Consider the following 22,378-nt stretch of genomic DNA (forward strand, 5'->3'; position numbering starts at 1 on the left):
GAGAGGAAAATGTAATCTATTTCGATGGAAACACATTTTCCTTTTTTCTATAATAAGCCTTGTAAAAAAGAAAAACGTTGGGAAAGGATGGAAAAAATGGCATTACTGGAAGTAAAAAACGTAAAGAAAATATATACGACAAGGTTTGGAAACAATCAGGTTGAGGCTTTGAAAGATGTAAATTTTTCAGTAGAATCCGGAGAGTATGTCGCAATTATGGGAGAGTCCGGTTCAGGAAAAACAACGCTTTTAAATATACTGGCAGCGTTGGATAAACCGACAGAAGGAAAAGTATATTTGAAAGGGAATGATCTGGGAAATTTAAAAGAAAAAGATATTGCAGCATTTCGCAGACAAAATATGGGATTTGTATTTCAGGATTTTAATCTGTTAGATACATTTTCATTAAAAGATAATATTTATTTACCGCTTGTATTGTCCGTAGCAAAATATAATACGATGGAGAAACGGCTGGCTCCGATTGCAGAAAAGCTGGGAATCACACAGATTTTAGATAAATATCCGTATGAGGTGTCAGGCGGTCAAAAACAGCGGGCGGCAATAGCAAGAGCATTGATTACAAAACCACAGCTGATTTTGGCAGATGAGCCGTCAGGAGCATTGGACTCAAAGGCGGCAGACAGTCTCATGAATTTATTTACTACGATCAATCAGGACGGGCAGACCATATTAATGGTAACTCACAGCGTAAAAGCGGCAAGCAGTGCAAACAGAATCTTATTTATCAAAGATGGAGAAGTATTTCATCAGATTTACAGAGGAAATCTCACCAGTGAACAGCTGTATCAGAAAATCGCAGATACACTTACAGTGTTGACAACAGGAGGTGAGGAGGGTGAATAATACACTTTATCCGAAACTTGCGGTTACAAACTTGAAAAATAATAGAAAGACATATGTCCCATACATTTTCACGGCAGTATTATGCGTCATGATGTTTTACATGATTGACGCACTTAGCAGAAGCGAAAGTGTGGAAGAAGTTACGATGCAAATATGTTTACGTTATGCAGTCGCAGTGGTGATGATTTTTTCTTTGATCTTTTTATTTTATACAAATAGTTTTTTGATTAAAAGAAGAAAAAAAGAAATTGGGGTATATCACATTTTAGGAATGGGAAAATCGCATATATCGAAAATGATGTTGATAGAAATGCTCATAACAGCCGGAGTTAGCATTGTAGCCGGAATCGTATTTGGCGTGATATTCGGAAAACTGATGTATCTTATTTTATTAAAAATCCTGCACAGCAAAGTGTCGATGGCATTCGCAATCAGCCTGAGCTCAGTGAGAGATACAGTATTGCTATTTGTTGTGATTTTTTCACTTTCATTTCTGTATAATTTATTGCAGATTAAATTATCAAATCCAATCGAACTTTTACATGGAGGAAATCAAGGAGAAAAAGAGCCAAAAACAAAATGGTTTTTAACGCTGGTCGGAGTGGCAGCACTCGGGACAGGGTACTATCTTGCTATTACAACAGAGCACCCGCTTGATGCCCTTTCTCACTTTTTTGTTGCAGTTGTCTGTGTAATCGTGGGAACTTATGCACTTTTTACAGCAGGCAGTATTGCAATTTTGAAAATGTTGAAAAAGAATAAAAAATTTTACTATCAGCCAAAGCATTTCACAACAATATCCGGCATGATATACCGCATGAAGCAAAATGCGGTTGGACTTGCGAATATTTGCATTTTAAGTACAATGGTGCTGATCATGGTTTCGACAACAGTGTCACTTTATGCCGGAATGGAAGATATTTTAAAGGCAAGATTTCCACAGGATTCTAGCATTACGATGCAATTTCAGGATGAAAAAACAAAAATGTTGATAAATGAGTTGATTGATAAAACAGAAAAAGAAGGAGTAAAGATTTCATCCAGATTTGAATACGATTATGGAGCATTATCAGGAACCCAGAATGGTGACACATTAAATTTAACTCCAGTGACAAATTATGGAAGAGCAACTCTCTTTATTGTAAATCTAATTCCGGTCGAAGATTATAATCGAATAGAAAAGAAACAGGTTTCATTGAAAGATGATGAAGTGATGATTTATCGGACCAATGGAACTTATGGAGAAAATAGTGTAAAGATAAATGACCGGACTTATAAAATAGCGCAGGAATTAACTGAATTAAAAGCCGAGCCGAAAAATAAAGCAGGTGCATTCGGAACCTATTATATTATTTGTTCAAGTAAAGAGCAGGTTCAGAAAATGCTGTATGAGATTGTGTCAAACACAAAAGGAATAGAACCAGAATATATAGATATTTTAGCTGCACTGAATCATACTGTACGTTTTAATATGTCAGGTGATGCAAACAAGTATGAAAATGTAATCCATAATATGCAAAATGAATATCCAGAGCTTTCTAATGTGGAGTTCCAAAACAGACAAATGAGTGAAAATTCATTTTACGAACTCTATGGAAGTCTCTTATTCATCGGAATTTACATGGGGATTTTATTTGTCGTAGCAACAGTCTTAATCATTTATTACAAGCAAATATCCGAAGGTTACGATGACCGGGAACGCTTCCAGATCATGCAGAAAGTAGGGATGAGTAAAAAAGAAGTGAAATATTCTATTAAAAATCAGGTGTTAAGCGTATTTTTCCTTCCACTTATCACAGCTGTGATTCATGTGATGGTCGCATTTCCTGTAGTAATGAAACTACTGGCATTATTGAATCTGGCAAACAAGACACTGTTTATGCTTTGCACAGGTGTGACAATAGTAGCGTTTGCAGGATTCTATGCAGTTGTGTATGGCGTGACGGCTAGAGAGTACTATAAGATTGTAAATTGAGAAAGCATCAGAAATGACCACATTTACGAAACACTAAAAAACAAGAACTGACTATGCCCTCCTGCGGGAGCTTCGTCGGGCAAGCCCGACTCCAATTTGCTGGATTGCATAGTCAGTTCTTGTTTTTGGTGTTTCACAAAGTTTGTTGGGTTTTCGCCCTTGTTGAGAATGAGAGTTGCTGGTCACAGTACCTGTGACCAGCAACGAATGAGATATTTATATGTCCGGTTTAGTAATTGAGATCTTTTTTCCGCGTTCGGTTATAGTAATAGTTGTGATTACTTTGTACGCACCAGATTCGTTTACTTCTTTTCTGGCATCGGTCTCCGATAAATTCTCTTCGCACATTTTTTGTAATACTTGTTGGTCTGTATCATATTTACTTTCATCCCATTGAATTTTGACTACTTCTTTAGATTGCATGTCTAAATAAAATTTCAGATATACAATCGTATCTAAAGTTGCTTTATTTTCAGAATTTGTATTGGATTCATAGCTGACTTGTGTATTATAAGAAGATGTATATAATGCAACGTTTTTTCCATTTAACTTTTCTTTTCCTTCATATTTATAATTTAAATCAGGAGCAGTATACATCTGATTTAATTTTACACCGTTGCTTTTGGGAGTCCATAAATATTGTCCGTTGCCGGTTTGGCCGGATTGAATTTGCATACGTTGATATATTGCTCCATTCTCTTCATAAGAATAGATTTTACTTAATGCAGATCCATTGGAAACACATGTCTCTATTCCAACGTATGGTTCAGCGGTGATTGTTCCTTCCCAAATTAATTCAGCTTTTTCATTGTTAAATTCGGATGAAACAGTTTTGGTATACATGTAGTTTTCGCTTGCAAGATTATTAATTATTTCTTTGGCGGCACTGTTTTGTACTTGCACCTTAACAAAGTAAAGAAGGATTATGCTAATTATAATTATAGCGATAGTTATAATAATTCTTTTTTTCTTCATAAGCCACTTCCCTTCCAACGGAATAAATCAATTATATGTTTATAACTTCAATTATACAACAAACAGCACAAAAGAACACGTATAAAAACTTTAGAAAACATAAGTGGAATATAAGAATTGTGCGTGGTAAAATAAATAGTGAAAAAATTGAAGGCTTTTTTGCAGCGATAAATGTAAAAACCAGTATAATGTGTATAAGAGCCTGGCTAAGGATAAAGACAACACTAACTAATTCACCTGTTATAAGAAAGAAGGCTGATTATGAATACAGATATTATAAAGCAAATGGAAATGGTGCTGTACAGAACCGAAGATGATAACGTAACAGTCAGTGTCTTAATAAAGGATGAAACGATATGGCTGAATTGTTTGGTATTGACAAGTCGGGCATCAGTCGCCATTTAGCAAAGATTTTTGAAACCGGAGAGCTGGATGAGTAAGTGGTTGTTGTAAAAATTGCAACAACCACTCAGCACGGAGCAATGCAGGATAAAACGCAGAATATGGCAACAGATAACAGATATCTTTGCAGAGTGCAGCATTGATTACAATAGAGATTCTGATACTGCATATTATTTTTATGCAACCATACAGAACAAATTTCATTATGCCATTACCGGTAAAACAGCGGCAGAAATTGTGTATAATCAGGCTGACCATACCAAGGAAAATATGGGCCTGACTACATGGAAAAATGCTCCGGATGGTCGTATTCTCAAATCTGATACACCGATTGCCAAAAACTATTTGGACGAAAAACAGATTCGTCAGTTGGAACGTGCCGTTACAGGATATTTTGATTACATAGAGGATTTGATTGAACGTGAAAACGTCTTTACTATGGAAGAATTTTCAAAAAGCGTGAACGAGTTCCTTGCGTTCCGCAGATACGATATCTTGAAAGATAATGGGAGTATTTCCCATAAGCAGGCAGTTGAGAAAGCATATCGGGAATATGATATTTTTAACAAGACACAGCCGATAGAATCTGATTTTGATAAGATAGTAAAAGGATTGGAAAAGAAAATTTAAAGTAGGGGGTGTTGATGTTCAATAAGCGATTTATAAAATGTATCATAGGTGCTGTTTGTATTTTTATACTGGTAATTACTCTGATTGGTGGAAAAACTATTTTAGAAAAGAAAGCAGCATTAGAGGTTATAAATAATTTTTTCCAAAGCAATTATGAATATACAAAGGTTTCTTCGTCCAATTACAGTTATAGTGGTGAAGATGTAGTCTACAAAGGAAAAATTATTTATGAACCTTATCAGGGAATTGAAGAATATGTGTCCGGAAGTTCCATTATAAAAACAGTTTATACCTATGAAGAGGATAATAAAATTTATGGTGATACACAACTTGAATTGGAGCCCGGAAAATATACTTGGACGAAAAAACAAATAATGAATAAGTTGAATTTCCAATATGTGAAAGAGGATCTTAAATTCAAGCATGCAGGAAGTAAGAAGGAAAAAGGGAACGAGTTGGAAGTATATAGAACTTCCTATGAATATCCAGTATTTCTCAATGATGATGATGCGAAAATGTATTCTACAATCAATGTAAATTACTACTTAGATATGAAAAATAAAAAAGTAGTTAAAATAATCATTGATGATAGTGAATATCAGCAGGATTATCAGATTTTGCAAAAAATGGAAAATGAAAATATCACAGAAGATGAAGCGCATAAACAATTCATTGAATCAAATGAATCAAATGAATCAGTAAAATCAATCACAACGATTACTGTTTCAAATATTGATGAATCCACTAAAAACTAGAACTGACTATGCAATCCAGCGAATTGGAGTCGGGCTTGCCCGACGAAGCTGAGCAGGAGAGCATAGTCAGTTCTTGTTTTTTAGTGTTTCGTCAAGTTCACCTTAAGCCGCTACAACCCAATAGATAACCCAGTAAACCACCCCCAGCGCCCAACTTGTAACTACGCCATACAGCAGTACAGGTCCGGCAATTGTAAAAATCTTCGCCCCGATTCCAAAAACCTGGCCTTCTTTCTTATATTCAATTGCCGGGGCGGCAACAGAATTGGCAAATCCGGTTATTGGGACGAGTGCCCCGGCACCACCCCAATTTGCAATCTTGGAATACACGTTCAGTCCGGTTAGGATAACACTGAACAGAACAAGAACTATAGCAGTCCAGGCACCACAATCTTTTTCAGATAAGCCCAGAGTCTTACAATAGTTTGAAATCAGCTGTCCGATGGTGCAGATGCTTCCACCGGTTAAAAAAGCTTTGAGCATATTTGTCCAGACATTATGGACGGGGGTATGTTGTTTTACATAATCCTGATATTGCTTTTCTTTTATCTGTTTTTCTAATGGAGTCATAAAGAAGTCCTTCTTTCTACTAAATTTCTAATGATATTCTTACCAATAGCATTTACAAATCCAAACAATTCTATGCACGAATATATTTTGCAGAAGAGAGGAAAACTAAGGCAAAGAAAGAGAATAAATAACCAAAAAAAACAAAATGAAGTGAATAACTTCAGGAAACGAGGGTGACAATTTGGAGAAAGAAATGTTGATTTGTGGAAAACAGAGCATCCGTTTTCGGAAAGCACCTTATATTATAAGTGCGGCATCTGTAGTCGGCTCAAAAGAATTTGCAGGACCACTTGGAAAACGCTTTGATTTTCATGCGGAAGATGATTTGTTTGGAGGAAAAACATGGGAAGAAGCGGAGAGTAATATGCAGCGGAAGGCTTGTATACTTGCTTTGCAAAAGGTAAATATGAATGTATCGCAGATACGATATTTGTATGGCGGAGATTTGCTAAGGCAGGGGATTGCCACTTCGATGGGAACGGAAAGTCTGCAGATTCCTACATTTGGATTGTATGGAGCATGTTCTACATCGGGGGAAGCACTGGCGCTTAGCTCAATGGCAGTGGCGGCAGGATACGGAGAGGCTATGCTGGCTGTAACCTCGAGTCATTTTGGCAGTGCAGAAAAAGAATTTCGTTTTCCGCTTGGGTATGCAAGTCAAAGACCATTGTCTGCACATTGGACTGTGACAGGGAGCGGCGCTTTTATTGTTGCCAAAGATGCATCCATAAGTCACGTGCGGATTAGTGGCGTGACGATTGGAAAAATTGTAGATTATGGATTGAAAGATTCACAGAATATGGGAGCGTGTATGGCTCCGGCAGCCATGGATACAATCTTAATGAATCTAAAGGATTTTGATCGGCAGGCAGAAGATTACGACCGGATCATTACAGGAGATTTAGGAGCTGTGGGACAAAAGCTATTGTTAGATATGATTTATAAAAAAGGTGTAGATTTGCAGGAAAAACATTTGGACTGTGGGATGCTTATATTTGATGCAAAGGAGCAGGATACACATGCAGGAGGAAGCGGGTGCGGATGTGCGGCAGTCACGCTTGCGTCCTATATTTTACCAAAGATAGAAAAAGGAGAATGGAAACGAATCCTATTCGTACCGACAGGAGCATTGATGTCGACAGTCAGTTTTAATGAAGGCGCAAGTGTGCCGGGAATTGCACATGGAATTGTATTGGAGCATTGTAATTAAAAAAGCGAGGAGAAAAGATATGGACTATATTAACGCATTTTGGGTAGGAGGCGCAATCTGCGCATTGGTTCAAATATTGATGGACCGCACGAAAATGATGCCGGGAAGGATTATGGTACTTTTAGTCTGCAGTGGTGCAGTACTTGGATTTTGTAATTTATACGAACCATTCCAAACATTTGCCGGGGCCGGGGCAAGCGTTCCGCTGCTTGGATTTGGAAATACATTGTGGCAGGGCGTAAAAGAAGCTGTTGAAAAAAACGGACTGCTTGGATGTTTCCAGGGAGGATTTACCGCAGGGGCGGCAGGTACAGCGGCGGCGCTGATATTTGGCTACATTGCATCCTGGATTTTTGAGCCTAAGATGAAAAAGTAAAACATTTTTACACAGATTTAACAAACATCCATTTTTACATTTTACAAGACCCCCGTATTATACAACCTGTAAACAAAATATAGCTTAAAAAACAAGGAGATATTTGTAAAAATGAAAATGAAAAAATTAGTTGCAGTATTAGCAGTAGTAGGAATGACAGGAGTTATGATGGCAGGATGCGGAAGCAGTTCGGCTGCAGCAAATACAGATTCTGATGCGGCATCACAGGATCAGGCAAGTGACTGGGACAGCTCAAATGATATTTCAATCGTATCAAGAGAAGATGGTTCAGGTACAAGAGGAGCATTTATCGAGTTATTTGGAATTGAAGAAAAACAGGGTGATCAGAAAGTTGATATGACAACTGAAGACGCACAGATTACAAACAATACATCCGTTATGTTAACAACAGTTGCAAAAGATGATTACGCTATTGGATATGTATCCCTTGGTTCTTTGGATGACAGTGTAAAGGCATTGAAAATCGATGGAGCAGAAGCAACAGAAGAAAACATCAAAGATGGCAGCTACAAAGTATCAAGACCATTTAACATCGCAACAAAAGGTGACCCGACAAATGAAGTTGCAAAAGATTTCATTGACTATATCCTGAGCAAAGACGGACAGCAGGTAATCTCAGACAACGGTTACATTTCAAACGATGATGCAGCAGATTACGCCAAAACAGCTCCTTCGGGAAAATGTGTAGTAGGTGGTTCTTCATCTGTATCACCGGTAATGGAAAAACTGATCGAGGCTTATAAAAAAGTAAATCCAAATGCAGAAATCGAACTTCAGACATCAGATTCTACAACAGGTATGACATCTACGATCGAGGGAAGCTATGATATCGGTATGGCATCTCGAGAACTGAAAGATTCAGAGGTATCAGAAGGATTGAAAGCAACAGTAATAGCAACAGATGGTATTGCAGTAATCGTAAACAACAATAACCCAGCAGATGAACTGTCAAGTGAGCAGGTAAAAGAAATCTACACAGGTTCATACACAACATGGGATGAGGTCGCAGAATAATATGAAATCAAAAGCATGGATTGAGAAATTCATGCAGGGAGTGTTCTTTGTTGCCGCTTGTGCTTCGGTGCTGGCGGTAGCACTCATTTGTATCTTTCTTTTCGCAAATGGAATCCCTGCAATGAAGGAAATCGGATTTGGTAAATTCATAAGCGGAACAATGTGGAAACCGAAAAATGAAATATTTGGAATCTTCCCAATGATTATCGGAAGTATTTATGTGACTGCAGGTGCGATCATTATCGGTGTTCCGATTGGAATTCTGACATCCGTATTTATGGCAAAATATTGTCCGAAACAAATTTACAGACCATTGAAAATGGCAACAGAGCTTCTGGCAGGAATCCCTTCCGTTGTATATGGATTTTTCGGAATGGTAGTATTGGTTCCGTTGATTAGAGATTTCGGAAGAACACTGAAAGGTGCAGGAGTGGTTCACTCATCCGGAAATGGAAGCAGTATATTGACTGCGTCAATCCTTCTTGGCATGATGATCCTTCCGACGATCATCGGAACAACAGAAGCTGCGATCAGAGCAGTACCGTCACAGTATTATGAAGGTTCGCTTGCTTTGGGAGCAACAAAAGAAAGAAGCATTTTCAGAGTTATGATCCCGGCTGCTAAATCCGGTGTCATCGCAGGAATTGTTCTTGGTATTGGACGTGCAATCGGTGAGACAATGGCTGTGATTATGGTAGCAGGAAATCAGGCTAGAATGCCGGAAGGGATTCTCAAGGGAGTGCGAACCTTGACAGCAAACATTGTAATCGAAATGGGATATGCCACAGATCTTCACCGAGAGGCATTGATCGCAACAGGCGTTGTACTTTTCGTATTTATTTTGATCATTAACTTTAGTGTAGCATTGTTGAATAGGGGGAAAGATCGTGAGTAAAGAAGCTAATAATACAACATTTACGGATAAGATGAAGATGTATCTGGCACATCCGGGGTCTATGATTCTGATGCTTCTTGTTATGCTCTCAGCAATTATCACATTTACGGTATTGATTTTCCTGATTGCATATATTTTGGTTCATGGTGTCCCTTATATTAAACCGTCACTGTTTTCACTGCACTACACATCGGAAAATGCATCTTTGATGCCGGCACTTATCAATACAATCATTATGACTTTTCTTTCATTACTGATCGCAGTGCCATTTGGGATTTTTGCAGCAGTATTCTTGGTTGAATATGCAAAACGTGGAAATAAATTTATGGACATAATCCGACTGACGACAGAGACATTATCAGGTATTCCATCTATCGTTTACGGACTGTTCGGAATGTTATTTTTTGTAAATACATTAGGCTGGGGCTTCTCGTTGCTCGCAGGAGCATTTACATTAGCAATTATGATTCTTCCATTGATCATGCGTCAGACAGAGGAGTCGTTAAAATCGGTACCGGACTCATTTCGCGAAGGAAGCTTTGGTTTAGGTGCAGGAAAACTTCGTACCGTGTTTTGTATCGTACTTCCGTCAGCCGTTCCGGGAATACTGGCAGGTGTGATTCTGGCAATCGGCCGTATTGTAGGTGAGACAGCAGCACTTATGTATACTGCCGGAACAGTGGCAAAGGTGCCGAATAGTATCTTTGGTTCAGGACGTACACTGGCTGTACATATGTATAACCTGTCAAGTGAAGGTCTGTATATGAACCAGGCATACGCGACAGCAGTAATCTTGCTGATACTGGTAGTCGGTATCAATACATTATCAGGAGTGATCGCAAAACGTCTTGCGAAAGCATAAGAAAGGAAAGAACAATGTCAAAATTAAGTATTCAGAATATTGATCTATATTACGGTGATTTTAAAGCACTTAAGAATATCAATATGGAAATCGAAGAAAATAAAATCACCGCATTTATCGGACCAAGTGGATGCGGTAAGTCTACATTGCTCAAATCCATCAACAGAATGAATGATCTTGTGGAAGGATGCAGAATTGAAGGAGATATCCTCTTAGATGGAAAGAGCGTATTTAAAGGAATGGATGTCAATCTTTTAAGACGCCGTGTCGGTATGGTATTTCAGAAGCCAAATCCATTTCCAATGAGCATTTACGACAATATTGCGTATGGCCCTCGTACTCATGGAATCCGTTCAAAAGCAAAGCTTGATGATATTGTGGAAAAATCATTGAGAAATGCGGCAATCTGGGATGAATGTAAAGACAGATTAAAGAAAAGTGCACTTGGTATGTCCGGTGGACAGCAGCAGAGATTGTGCATTGCCAGAGCACTGGCAGTAGAGCCGGAAGTCCTTCTGATGGACGAACCGACTTCGGCACTGGACCCGATTTCTACATCTAAGATTGAAGACCTTGCACTGGAATTGAAAAAAGATTATACTATCGTTATGGTAACGCATAATATGCAACAGGCAGTACGTATATCGGATAACACTGCATTTTTCCTTCTTGGAGAAGTTGTAGAATACAATGAGACAGAAAAATTATTCTCTATTCCGTCAGATAAGAGAACAGAAGATTATATTACAGGGAGGTTTGGTTGATTTATGCGTAATCGATTTGACAGACAGTTACAATTATTGGAAGAAGAACTTACTCACATGGGTGAGCTTTGTGAGGTTGCTATCGCCAACGCAACAAATGCATTGACAGAAGGAGATTTGGAGCAGGCACAGGCAGTGATCGAAGCTGATGAAGAGATTGATCAGCTGGAAAAAGAGATTGAAGGTCTGTGTATGAAATTATTACTTCAGCAGCAGCCGGTAGCAAGAGATCTGCGTAGGATTTCAGCAGCGCTTAAGATGATCACAGATATGGAGAGAATCGGAGACCAGACTTCTGATATCGCAGAGATCGTAATCTCAACAAGAAGAAATACCCCAACGCAGCTGAAGAAGTTAAACGAGATGTCTGTAGCAGCAAGTAAGATGGTGCGTGACAGCGTGACAGCTTATGTTGAGAAGGACCTTGAGCTTGCAAGAAAAGTAATGCTTGAAGATGATACTGTAGACCAGTATTTTGATGAGATCCGCGAAGAGCTGATAGCATTCATCAAAGAAGAACAAGGAAACAAAGGTAAAGAGATTTTTGACTTGATCATGATCGCTAAATATTTGGAGCGAATTGGAGACCATGCAACCAATATTGCAGAGTGGGTTGAATTTTCTATTACAGGAAGCCATAGAAGCGAAGTTGTTTAGAGGGACGGGGGTTGCGGTTGGTGCCGGGGTGCCGGTTGGGGACGGGGTGCCGGCACCCCCCCACCAGCACCCCTCAACAATCAAAAAAAGAAAGGGAGCTTGCGATGATTTATTGCGTAGAAGATGATGATAACATTCGCGAACTGGTAGTCTATACATTGGAATCAACAGGATTGGAAGCAAAAGGGTTTGCAGAGGGCAGATCCTTTTTGGAGGCTCTGGCGTTTGATACACCAGAGCTCGTTTTGCTGGATATCATGCTTCCGGGAGAAGACGGAATGCAGATTCTGCGTAGACTGAAAAGTTCGTCAAAAACAAAAGATATTCCGGTCATTATGGTGACTGCGAAGGGAACAGAATACGATAAGGTAATAGGACTTGATTCCGGAGCAGACGATTATGTGACAAAACCATTCGGCATGATGGAGCTTGTCTCAAGGATCAAAGCTGTCCTGCGACGTACTGGAAGAATAAAGACAGATACTTCTGAACTTGAGATAAATGGAGTGAAGATAGATCTAAAAAAACATGAAGTTACAGCAGACGGTAAGACAATTGTTCTTACACTAAAAGAATTTGAGCTGTTAGAGAAATTGATGAAGAATCAAAATATCGTGCTGACCAGAGACCAGCTTCTCACAGATATCTGGGGGTATGATTTTGATGGCGAGACAAGAACGGTAGACGTACATATTCGAACACTCAGACAGAAGCTTGGAGAGTACGGATCGATGATAGAAACAATTCGAGGAGTGGGATATCGCATTGGAGAAACGAATGAGAGATAAGATTCAAAAAAGTATGATTTTTATCTTGGCAATAACCATTATTATTTCATATGGATTTGTTTCCTTTTTTGTATATAATCAAAGTCTGGGGATTTTGGAAACAGATGTGTGCCAGGAAGCGAAGTATATTGAAAAAGCAATAGAGATTACCGGGACACAATATCTGGAAGAACTCGATGAAGTAGATGCAAGGACCCGCATCACAAGGATCGCACAAGACGGAAAGGTGCTTTACGATTCCAGGGGTGATGAAAGTACACTTGATAATCACAAAGACCGAGTGGAAGTACGTGAAGCATTGAAAAATGGAGTCGGTGAGGATATCCGTATGTCCGATACCGTTGGAAAAGAACTCTATTATTATGCAGTCCTTTTAGACGATGGCACAGTCCTTCGTGTGGCAAGAAATATGGATAGTCTGATAAGCACGGCAATTCAGATATTTCCTGTGATGGCAGTGATCGCGGCAATCGTGCTTGCATTTGTATATATACTCGGCAGATGGCAGACAGCAAGACTCATTCGTCCGATCAACGAACTGGATATAGAGCATCCTCTGGATAATGAAATTTATGAGGAGCTGGATCCGCTTCTAGAGGCAATCGATAAACAGAACAAAGAAAAAGATGCAGTGGCAAATATGAGAAAAGAATTCTCGGCAAATGTTTCCCATGAGCTAAAGACACCGCTGACTTCAATATCCGGTTATGCAGAAATTATGAAAAATGGACTTGTAAAACCGGAAGATATCCAAAACTTTTCCGAGCGCATTTACAAAGAAGCAAGAAGGCTTATCACCCTTGTAGAAGATATCATCAAACTGTCAAAACTTGATGAAGAATCCGTAGAGTTAGAGAAAGAAGAAGTCAATCTGTATGATATGACGAGGGAAATCGTAAGCCGCCTTTCTATGCAGTCATCTGCAAAGCATGTCAGGATGATTTTGGAAGGAGAGTCAGTGACTTATACAGGTATCCGTCAGATATTAGATGAGATGATTTATAACATTTGCGAGAATGCAATAAAATACAATCGTCCCGGAGGAAGCGTGAGCATTTGGGTTGGTAATACACTGGAAGGTCCAAAGGTAAGCGTAACGGATACAGGAATCGGAATACCAGAGGAACATCTGGAGAGAGTTTTCGAAAGATTCTACAGGGTTGACAAAAGCCATTCCAAAGAAATCGGAGGAACAGGACTGGGGCTTTCTATTGTAAAACATGGAGCATTGCTTCATCAGGCAAAGGTATCCGTAGATAGTACAGTCGGGGAAGGAACACGGATTTCCATAGTGTTTTCTAAGAATAAATAAAATCAATTTGACAATTTACCATATCAAAGTTATAATAACGAAGAACAAGGGCGTTTTCTAAAGGTAGAGAACGCCCATTTTTCACTTTATAGGAAATTTGAAGCGGACTTGTCCGTTTCATTTCTAATATTGAAGTATGTTTGGAGGGTTCGATAATGCACAACTATACACGTGAAGATATTCTGAAAATGGTAGAGGAAGAAGATGTAGGATTTATCCGTCTGCAATTTACAGACATTTATGGAACGATAAAAAACATGGCAGTCACTGTCAGTCAGTTAGAAAAAGCATTGGATAACAGATGCGTATTTGATGGTTCATCGGTAGAAGGATTTGCAGAACTCGGTGAATCAGATATGTATTTATATCCGGATCTGAATACATTTGAGATTTTCCCATGGAGACCACAACAAGGAAAAGTTGCACGTATGATCTGTGATGTGCATTATCCGGATGGAAGACCATTTGAACTGGATCCGCGTTATATATTGAAAAAAGTTGTAAAAGAAGCCGAAGAAATGGGGTATACGCTGAAAGCAAGTCCGGAGTGCGAATTTTTCCTTTTCCACACAGACGAGGATGGAATTCCGACAACGATCACACATGAGCAGGGAAGCTCATTTGATGTAGGACCTCTGGACCTTGGAGAAAATGCAAGACGAGACATGGTTTTGACATTAGAAGATATGGGATTTAACGTAGAAACATCACATCATGAGCTGGCTCCGGCACAGCATGAAATTGATTTTCATTATGATGATGCACTTTCAACGGCAGACAATATCGTAACATTTCGTATGGTAGTAAAAACCATTGCAAAGAGACATGGCCTGCATGCGACATTTATGCCAAAACCAAAAATCGAGACAGCCGGTTCAGGAATGCATATGAATCTGTCACTCTGGAAAGATGGCAAAAACATTTTCAGGGATGATACAGATAAAAATGGTATGAGTCAGGAAGGATATCAGTTTATGGGTGGAATTCTGGAACATATCAAGGCAATCACATGCATCACCAATCCGACGGTTAATTCTTACAAACGTTTTGTGCCTGGGTATGAAGCACCGGTCTATATTACCTGGTCAGGCAAATCACGTTCACCGCTTATCCGGATTCCGGCTATGCGAGGAGAACATACGAGACTGGAGCTTAGGAGTCCGGACCCTTCGGCAAATCCTTATCTGGCACTGGCAGTGCTTCTGGCAGCAGGTCTGGATGGAATTAAAAATAGCATCAAGCCGATAGGAAGCATAGATTTGAACGCACAGAAAATGACAGATGAGCAGCGCGCTTCACTGCACATTGATATGCTGCCACAGAGCCTTCCGGAAGCTATAAATGAACTGGAACAGGATTCATTTATCAAAGATGTGCTTGGAAGAGAATTATCAACAAAGATGATCGATTCGCATAAAAAAGCATATCATGAATATTGCATGCAAGTTACAGATTGGGAAATTGCAAATTATCTACACAAAATCTGATCCCGCTTTCAAAGGTAACAAAGTAGTACTGTTTACAGTATGGGATGCAGGAGGTGTAGAATATGAACGAAATTATTGTAGCATTTCCTAAAAAAGAAATTGCAATTAATATTCGAAATATCCTTGTGCGTGGTGGAATAGATGTATATGGAGTATGCACGACTGGGGCGCAGGTACTTCATATGGCAGATACATTGGATGAGGGAATCATAATCTGCGGATACCGTATGCAGGATATGATGTACACAGATATCCGAGAGTATCTTCCGAAAGAATTTGAAATATTGTTGGTGACATCTCCCGATAAATGGAGTGATGGGAGTGTACAGGGTGTTATCGGATTATCAATGCCGATAAAAGTACATGATTTAATAAATACGGTGGAAATGATGCTGCAAAATATGAGGAGGCGAAGGAAAAAACGTCATGAAGCTGCAAAACAGCGCAGTCCGGAAGAAAAAGCATTAATTGCGAAGGCAAAGTCTCTTTTGATGGAACGAAATAATATGACAGAAGAAGAGGCACATCGATATTTACAAAAAAGCAGTATGGATAGCGGGACCAATATGTTGGAAACCGCGCAGATGGTTTTAACAATTATGGATGAATAAGAGAGGTAACTGGTTATGGAATTTACAAAAATGCAAGGATTAGGCAATGATTATGTCTATGTAAATTGCTTTAAAGAAAAAATAGAAAACCCATCTGAGATGGCGGTCAAAGTAAGCGACCGTCATTTCGGAATCGGCTCAGACGGACTGATTTTGATCAAACCATCCGAAGTAGCTGATTTTGAAATGGAAATGTACAACGCAGACGGTTCGCGTGGGGAAATGTGCGGAAATGGAATCCGTTGTGTAGCAAAATATGTTTACGACTATGGTCTGACAGATAAAACAAGCATTTCAGTAGAGACGCTTGGCGGAATAAAATACCTTGACCTGACAGTAGAACATGGAAAAGTTACACTTGTAAAAGTCGATATGGGAACGCCGATTTTAAAACCGGAATTAATTCCAATCGTTGCAAAAGGCGAGACTGTGATCGACGAACCAATCATGGTTGGAGGGAAAGAATACCATATGACAGGAGTATCTATGGGAAATCCTCATGATGTGGTATTTATGGATGATATAAAAAATCTGGAAATAGAAAAGATAGGACCATTATTTGAAAATCATGAAAGATTTCCAAATCGAATAAATACAGAATTTGTAAATGTAATAGACCGTCATACAGCTCAAATGAGAGTATGGGAAAGAGGCTCGGGAGAAACACTGGCATGCGGAACAGGTGCCTGTGCAGTTACAGTTGCCTGCATCTTAAATGGACTGACAGAAAATACTGTGACAGTAAAATTGTTAGGCGGGGACCTTCAAATTGAATGGGACCGCGAAAAAAATACTGTCTACATGACCGGCCCTGCAGAAGTCTCATTTGACGGAGTGTGGAAAGAAAAATAGGGAGGAACCCAATAATGTTTAAAGTAAATGAAAATTATTTAAAATTACCAGGAAGTTATCTGTTTTCAACAATAGGAAAAAAAGTTGCTGCATTTAGCGAGGCAAATCCAGATAAATCAATCATCCGACTTGGAATTGGTGATGTTACACAGCCACTTGTACCGGCAATCATCGATTCCCTTCATAAAGCAGTAGATGAAATGGCACATGCAGAGACATTTCACGGATATGCACCAGACCTCGGATACGAATTTTTAAGAAGTGCGATGGCAAAAAATGATTATCAGGCTCGCGGATGCGATATCGCAGCTGACGAAGTATTTATTTCTGACGGAGCAAAATGTGATTCCGGAAACATTCAGGAAATCTTTAGCATCGACAATAAAATCGCAGTGTGTGACCCGGTATATCCTGTATATGTGGATACAAATGTTATGGCAGGAAGAACAGGAGTCTATGATCCAACAAAGGAAACATGGAGTGATGTAATTTATATGCCATGTACTAAAGCGACAAACTTTGCACCAGAGCTTCCAAAAGAAACACCGGATATCATTTATCTTTGTTTCCCAAATAATCCGACAGGCTCTACAATCACAAAAGCACAGCTGCAGGAATGGGTTGACTATGCAAATAAAGTAGGTGCAGTTATCATCTATGATGCAGCTTATGAAGCATACATTTCAGAAGATGACGTGCCACATACAATCTACGAATGCGAAGGCGCAAGAACATGTGCGATCGAGCTTCGAAGCTTTTCAAAAAATGCCGGATTTACAGGAGTACGTCTCGGTGCAACTATTATTCCAAAAGATGTAAAATGCGGCGATGTGACATTACATTCACTGTGGGCAAGACGTCATGGGACAAAATATAACGGTGCTCCATACATTGTGCAGAGAGCCGGTGAAGCTGTATATTCTGAAGAAGGAAAGGCGCAGCTCAAAGCACAGATCGCATATTATATGAACAATGCAAAAGTAATTTCACAGGGATTAAAAGATGCAGGATATACTGTATCAGGCGGTGTAAATGCTCCATATATCTGGCTGAAAACACCGGACAATATGACTTCCTGGGAATTCTTTGATTATCTTCTTGAAAATGCAAATGTAGTCGGAACTCCGGGTTCAGGCTTCGGACCAAGCGGGGAAGGCTACTTCAGACTGACCGCATTTGGAAGCTATGAAAATACAGTGGCTGCGATTGAGCGGATTAAGAAGATGTAGGTTGCTTTTTGGGTCATTAGGTTGGATAAGCGTCCCTGAGAAAAATATTGGATATGAATTTCTGTTCAGACTCCGTCAGCGGGAAATACATAAAGGTCAGAATTATTACTAAAAACAGAGCTTAGAAACAAGCAACTCGGGCTACGCCCTCAAACAGCAAGTTTCCAAGCTCTAACGTAAAATTCTGACCTTTTGTGTTTCCAATCGCTTCCTTCGTATTCACTGAAATTCATATCCAATATTTTTTCTCAGTACGTTATCGCAAATCAAATGAACAAAAAAGCAAAGCTTTAATGGATAGGCACTGGCACCCTTTGTTGCTATTTACTTCACAACTTGAGCCCATGGAGTAAATATGGCTCAAAGAATAGTGAGCAGCGATATCTGCGATAGTGGATTTTAATGGATTGAAGATGCGTAATTTTGATAGAGAGTATCTGCAAGGCTTAGAAAGTGTAGGTTGAAGATGCATAATTTCAATGAGGAACATCCTCACGTTATCGAAAACGTGGGATGTAGATGCAAAATTTGCGAAGGAAGCATCCTCAAGTTTTAGAAAAGGCACAATGTAGATGCAATTTAACATGATAGGCAGGATTAAAAGTATCTGCAAGCTCAAAGAAAACCAGGTTGCGGATACATTGATTCAAAAAAGAGCATCTGCAACAATGAATATCAAAGCCTTGTAGATACATTGATCCAAAAAAAAGCATCTGCAACAGCGAATATTAAGTCAGTGCAGATACAACGGTTGCCACAAAGACATCTGCATAAGCAAATAACCCCATGATATAGATATATCAGACCCCAGAAAAGTAAATCCCTCATCGCTCCACCTATTTCAATCACGGTACACTACAAAGCAAGAAAAGACTATGCAATCCAGTGAATTGGAGTCGGGCTTGCCCGACGAAGCTGAGCAGGAGTGCATAGTCTTTTTCCTGCGTGTGAGCTGTCATGAATGAAATAGCCATAAAAAACATAAAATTTCTCAAAACAACATTGAAGTTCCCCCATAATAGGTTATAATGAAACTATGATTTTAACCGGCGGGGAAAGGAGACTTATATTATGAAGACATTTTTTGAAGATTTAACAAAGAGACTTGGAGAGACAGCGGAACTCGTAGGTAATAAAGCGAATGAAGCAATGGAAGTTCAGAGATTGAAAAATCAGATTCGTACATTAGAGAGAAATAACGAAGATGATTTAGCAGAATTAGGAAGAGTCTTATACGAAAAGTTTCTAAACGGGGAAGAATTAGAAGCAGAAGAAGAGGCGCTGTGCGAGGCAATTCAAGATCGTAAAGAAAGTATTGAAGAATACAATGAGCAGATTGTTGAACTTAGAGGCGATACAAATTGTGCAGCATGCGGCAAGAGTATTGCGAAAGGTATGGCATATTGTCCATATTGCGGAGAGAAGGTTTCAACATCTGTACCGACAGATGCAGATTTTGTAGATGAAGAAGATATTGTTGTAGATGTCAAAGAGTCTGTTGATGAAGTAAAAGAAGAGCCAACAGCAACACAGGAAAAAGAAGAACCAGAAGACAAGCCACAAGTTCAGGCAGATGAATTAAAAGAAGAGCCGGAAGCTCAGGCAGAAGAAAATGTGACAGAATCACCGGAAGAATAGAGGTGAGAGGAGAATGGGAATCTTGGTATTAATCAGCGTGACAGCAGTGCTGGCTATGCTTGATATCACTATCAAATCCTGTATAGAGAACGGCATCACGAGAAAAGAAGAACGGGAAACTTTAAAAGGGAAAGTAACCTTACGAAAAGTATATAATCGTGGGTTTGGATTGAATGTATTGCAGAACGATCCGGATACGGTAAAATATGTATCTTCATTTGCTACGATAATTTTGACGATCACACAGCTGATTCAGCTGATGCGTAAAAAAGGAAGCAAGCTGAAGAAGATAGGTTTGTCACTTATGACAGCAGGGGCATGGAGTAATACATTTGACCGGTGGCTTCGCGGATATGTGATTGACTATATCGGATTTGAAAATAAAAATAAAAAAATCGAAAAGATTACATGGAATCTGGGAGATTTCTTTTTGATTGCAGGAGGAATTATTGTTTCTCTTGGTTCATTGCTTCATAAGAAGAAATAATAAAATATTGCTTCACAAGAAGATGTAACAAAATGCTGCTTCATAGGAAGATTTACAGGAAGAGAAGATATAATGAAGCAGACGAATACTTAACAGAAACAGAGGAAGAGATAGATGATACAGGATATCGCACCACATCAGTATAACAATGCATATAAGCCGGTGCCGCCAAAGAAAGACAGCTTTGCTCTTTATTATGAAAAGAGAACTTGTCTGATGAAAAAAAGCGAAGAGGGGATGACATTTCCGACATTTGCAGATTTAGAACGATTGAACGAAGATATTTACGAGAATTACACGTATTTATTTTCTATTGATAATAAGCCTTTTTATCTTGTAAATGATATCAATCGTGAGAGGTTATCAGCTTACACTATGGAGAATACGGAAGTGTTTCGGACGATACAGCCGCGGTATCTGGCATTTGCCGGAATCACAGGATATCAGCTGTATTCCTGGTATCAAAGCCACAAGTTTTGCGGAAGATGTGGTTCGCCGACTCAAAAAGACGAGAAAGAGCGCATGCTTTATTGTGAAAAATGTGGATTAATGGAATTTCCAAAAATCTGTCCGGCAACGATTATTGCTGTACGAGACGGGAATCGGCTTCTTCTTTCAAAGTATGCAGGAAGAACTTACAAAAAGTATGCCCTGCTTGCAGGATACACAGAGATTGGCGAGACGATAGAAGAAACGGTGAAGCGTGAGGTTATGGAAGAAGTTGGCTTGAAAGTAAAGAATATTCAATACTATAAAAGCCAGCCGTGGTCATTTTCGGATACATTATTGATGGGATTTTATTGCGATCTTGACGGAGAAGATAAGATTACATTAGATCAGGATGAGCTTGCGCTGGCAGAATGGTTTGAGCGAGAAGATTTACCGGAGGTAACATCAGATGAAAGCTTAACAAATGAGATGATACAGATGTTTAAGCTTGGGAAAATATAATTCATATTGCCTGAGATTCTGATAATACTGAAAAGTATAAAAAGAAGAGCGTTTGCGGATTATAATTGATATGATTTGCAAATGATCTTCTTTTTTTCGAGGAAATAGAAAAATAAAAATAGATGTAAGGTAGGGATTACACAATGAAAAGTAACTGGAATATAAAAAAATTTTCATATGATATTTTTATAGATATTGTGGGAGGCGTTTTGATCGGCCTTGGAATTTACAATTTTGCTGCAAATGCAGAATTCCCATTGGCAGGAGTATCAGGTCTTGCATTAATTTTATATCGTTTGTTCAATATTCCAATCGGATGGGGAACAATTGCACTAAATATACCGATTGTAATTATATGTTTCAAGACATTAGGAAAAGAGTTTTTTGCACGTTCAATACGTTCACTTATTATTTCATCTTTAATCACAGACTATGTAGTTACATTACTTCCGGTTTATTCCGGTGACCGTATGCTTGCTGCATTATGTACCGGCATTTTTTCAGGGCTAGGCTATGCACTGATATTTATGAATCATTCTTCAACAGCGGGAATGGATTTCGTGTGTGTGGCAATCCATTCCAAACACCCACATATTTCATTGGGGAAAATTGTATTCTCAATCGATTGTGCAGTTGTATTATTAGGCGGAGCAATATTTAAAGACGTAGACGCCACGATTTATGGTTTGATCATTTCCTATTTTCTGACCGTTGTAATTGATAAGATCACATATGGCATCAATTCAGGTAAGATTGCATTGATTGTGACGGACGAAGGGCAAAAAGTAGCAAATATGATAGACGAACATGTAGGACGAGGCTCAACAATTTTAAGGGGATGCGGAAGCTATACAGGTGCTGAAAAGGATATTGTAATGTGTGCAAGTAATAATAAGGAAATGTATGCGATTCGCGAAATGGCCAGAAAGGCTGATGAGAAAGCATTTGTGATTATAATGGAGTCAAATGAAGTACTTGGAGAAGGATTCAGAGAAGAAATTCAATAGTGGAATAGAGGCGCCGGTTGGGGTGTCGGTTGGGGTTGGAGTGCCA

Annotated in this window: 23 protein-coding genes; 21 read left to right on the top strand and 2 right to left on the bottom strand. The window is 39.1% G+C overall.

The window, feature by feature from the left end; translation table 11 throughout:
- The first annotated feature begins 96 nt into the window (after nt 1-96).
- Nucleotides 97-864: an ABC transporter ATP-binding protein gene (locus tag H8S40_RS04180; protein WP_186864638.1), complete on the top strand. Its 768-nt coding sequence runs from the start codon at nt 97-99 to the stop codon at nt 862-864.
- Nucleotides 857-2,839 carry an ABC transporter permease gene (locus tag H8S40_RS04185; RefSeq protein ID WP_186864639.1) on the top strand — a complete coding sequence of 661 codons (1,983 nt, stop codon included), beginning with the start codon at nt 857-859 and terminating at the stop codon, nt 2,837-2,839. The genes H8S40_RS04180 and H8S40_RS04185 overlap by 8 nt, the downstream gene beginning before the upstream one ends.
- 216 nt (nt 2,840-3,055) lie before the next feature.
- On the opposite strand, the gene H8S40_RS04190 is transcribed toward H8S40_RS04185, so the two are convergent.
- Nucleotides 3,056-3,814, bottom strand: coding sequence for a hypothetical protein (locus tag H8S40_RS04190; protein WP_186864640.1), 759 nt, complete (start codon nt 3,812-3,814; stop codon nt 3,056-3,058).
- A 456-nt stretch (nt 3,815-4,270) separates the two neighbouring features.
- Between H8S40_RS04190 and rhuM the strand changes: the two genes are divergently transcribed.
- Nucleotides 4,271-4,846, top strand: a complete 576-nt coding sequence (gene rhuM / locus H8S40_RS04195) for a RhuM family protein (protein WP_366482231.1) — start codon at nt 4,271-4,273, stop codon at nt 4,844-4,846.
- 14 nt (nt 4,847-4,860) lie between these two features.
- Complete coding sequence (locus H8S40_RS04200; RefSeq protein ID WP_186864641.1) at nt 4,861-5,601, top strand: hypothetical protein; 741 nt, start codon at nt 4,861-4,863, stop codon at nt 5,599-5,601.
- A gap of 102 nt (nt 5,602-5,703) precedes the next feature.
- On the opposite strand, the gene spoVAC is transcribed toward H8S40_RS04200, so the two are convergent.
- Entirely contained in the window at nt 5,704-6,171 is a 468-nt protein-coding gene (gene spoVAC / locus H8S40_RS04205; protein ID WP_186864642.1) for a stage V sporulation protein AC, read from the bottom strand.
- A 181-nt stretch (nt 6,172-6,352) separates the two neighbouring features.
- Between spoVAC and H8S40_RS04210 the strand changes: the two genes are divergently transcribed.
- The 17 genes from H8S40_RS04210 (at nt 6,353) to H8S40_RS04290 (ending at nt 22,332) form a co-directional block, all read left to right on the top strand.
- Complete coding sequence (locus tag H8S40_RS04210) at nt 6,353-7,381, top strand: stage V sporulation protein AD (protein ID WP_366482232.1); 1,029 nt, start codon at nt 6,353-6,355, stop codon at nt 7,379-7,381.
- 19 nt (nt 7,382-7,400) lie between these two features.
- Complete coding sequence (locus H8S40_RS04215; protein WP_022074590.1) at nt 7,401-7,757, top strand: SpoVA/SpoVAEb family sporulation membrane protein; 357 nt, start codon at nt 7,401-7,403, stop codon at nt 7,755-7,757.
- A 111-nt stretch (nt 7,758-7,868) separates the two neighbouring features.
- Nucleotides 7,869-8,792: a substrate-binding domain-containing protein gene (locus H8S40_RS04220; protein WP_186864643.1), complete on the top strand. Its 924-nt coding sequence runs from the start codon at nt 7,869-7,871 to the stop codon at nt 8,790-8,792.
- Nucleotide 8,793: 1 nt separating this feature from the next.
- The gene (gene pstC / locus H8S40_RS04225) at nt 8,794-9,687 is read left to right on the top strand and encodes a phosphate ABC transporter permease subunit PstC (RefSeq protein ID WP_117992181.1); all 894 of its coding nucleotides are present in this window, start codon (nt 8,794-8,796) and stop codon (nt 9,685-9,687) included.
- A 31-nt stretch (nt 9,688-9,718) separates the two neighbouring features.
- Nucleotides 9,719-10,549 carry a phosphate ABC transporter permease PstA gene (gene pstA, locus H8S40_RS04230; protein WP_118724360.1) on the top strand — a complete coding sequence of 277 codons (831 nt, stop codon included), beginning with the start codon at nt 9,719-9,721 and terminating at the stop codon, nt 10,547-10,549.
- Nucleotides 10,550-10,563: 14 nt separating this feature from the next.
- Nucleotides 10,564-11,313 (top strand): phosphate ABC transporter ATP-binding protein PstB, encoded by a 750-nt coding sequence (gene pstB, locus H8S40_RS04235; RefSeq protein WP_117992180.1) that lies wholly within the window; start codon nt 10,564-10,566, stop codon nt 11,311-11,313.
- Between the two features lie 3 nt (nt 11,314-11,316).
- Nucleotides 11,317-11,970, top strand: coding sequence for a phosphate signaling complex protein PhoU (gene phoU, locus H8S40_RS04240; protein ID WP_186864644.1), 654 nt, complete (start codon nt 11,317-11,319; stop codon nt 11,968-11,970).
- A gap of 104 nt (nt 11,971-12,074) precedes the next feature.
- Complete coding sequence (locus H8S40_RS04245; RefSeq protein ID WP_117992171.1) at nt 12,075-12,758, top strand: winged helix-turn-helix domain-containing protein; 684 nt, start codon at nt 12,075-12,077, stop codon at nt 12,756-12,758.
- Nucleotides 12,748-14,070, top strand: a complete 1,323-nt coding sequence (locus tag H8S40_RS04250) for a sensor histidine kinase (protein WP_118724332.1) — start codon at nt 12,748-12,750, stop codon at nt 14,068-14,070. Before H8S40_RS04245 ends, H8S40_RS04250 begins: the two co-directional genes overlap by 11 nt.
- Before the next feature lie 155 nt (nt 14,071-14,225).
- A complete protein-coding gene (glnA, locus tag H8S40_RS04255; protein ID WP_186864645.1) occupies nt 14,226-15,557 on the top strand; it encodes a type I glutamate--ammonia ligase in 1,332 nt (443 codons plus the stop codon).
- 62 nt (nt 15,558-15,619) lie between these two features.
- Nucleotides 15,620-16,168, top strand: a complete 549-nt coding sequence (locus H8S40_RS04260) for an ANTAR domain-containing response regulator (RefSeq protein WP_117992168.1) — start codon at nt 15,620-15,622, stop codon at nt 16,166-16,168.
- Between the two features lie 15 nt (nt 16,169-16,183).
- Nucleotides 16,184-17,020, top strand: coding sequence for a diaminopimelate epimerase (gene dapF / locus H8S40_RS04265; RefSeq protein WP_186864646.1), 837 nt, complete (start codon nt 16,184-16,186; stop codon nt 17,018-17,020).
- Nucleotides 17,021-17,034: 14 nt separating this feature from the next.
- On the top strand, nt 17,035-18,249 hold the full coding sequence (locus H8S40_RS04270) for an LL-diaminopimelate aminotransferase (RefSeq protein ID WP_186864647.1): 1,215 nt from the start codon (nt 17,035-17,037) through the stop codon (nt 18,247-18,249).
- A gap of 1,071 nt (nt 18,250-19,320) precedes the next feature.
- Nucleotides 19,321-19,887 (top strand): zinc ribbon domain-containing protein, encoded by a 567-nt coding sequence (locus H8S40_RS04275; RefSeq protein ID WP_186864648.1) that lies wholly within the window; start codon nt 19,321-19,323, stop codon nt 19,885-19,887.
- A gap of 13 nt (nt 19,888-19,900) precedes the next feature.
- Complete coding sequence (locus H8S40_RS04280; RefSeq protein WP_186864649.1) at nt 19,901-20,374, top strand: signal peptidase II; 474 nt, start codon at nt 19,901-19,903, stop codon at nt 20,372-20,374.
- Between the two features lie 114 nt (nt 20,375-20,488).
- Complete coding sequence (gene nudC, locus H8S40_RS04285; RefSeq protein WP_186864650.1) at nt 20,489-21,325, top strand: NAD(+) diphosphatase; 837 nt, start codon at nt 20,489-20,491, stop codon at nt 21,323-21,325.
- A 143-nt stretch (nt 21,326-21,468) separates the two neighbouring features.
- A complete protein-coding gene (locus H8S40_RS04290; protein WP_118724328.1) occupies nt 21,469-22,332 on the top strand; it encodes a YitT family protein in 864 nt (287 codons plus the stop codon).
- Nucleotides 22,333-22,378: the final 46 nt, after the last annotated feature.

The organism is Ruminococcus hominis, assembly GCF_014287355.1.
In the GTDB taxonomy this organism is placed as follows: Bacteria; Bacillota; Clostridia; order Lachnospirales; family Lachnospiraceae; genus Schaedlerella; species Schaedlerella hominis.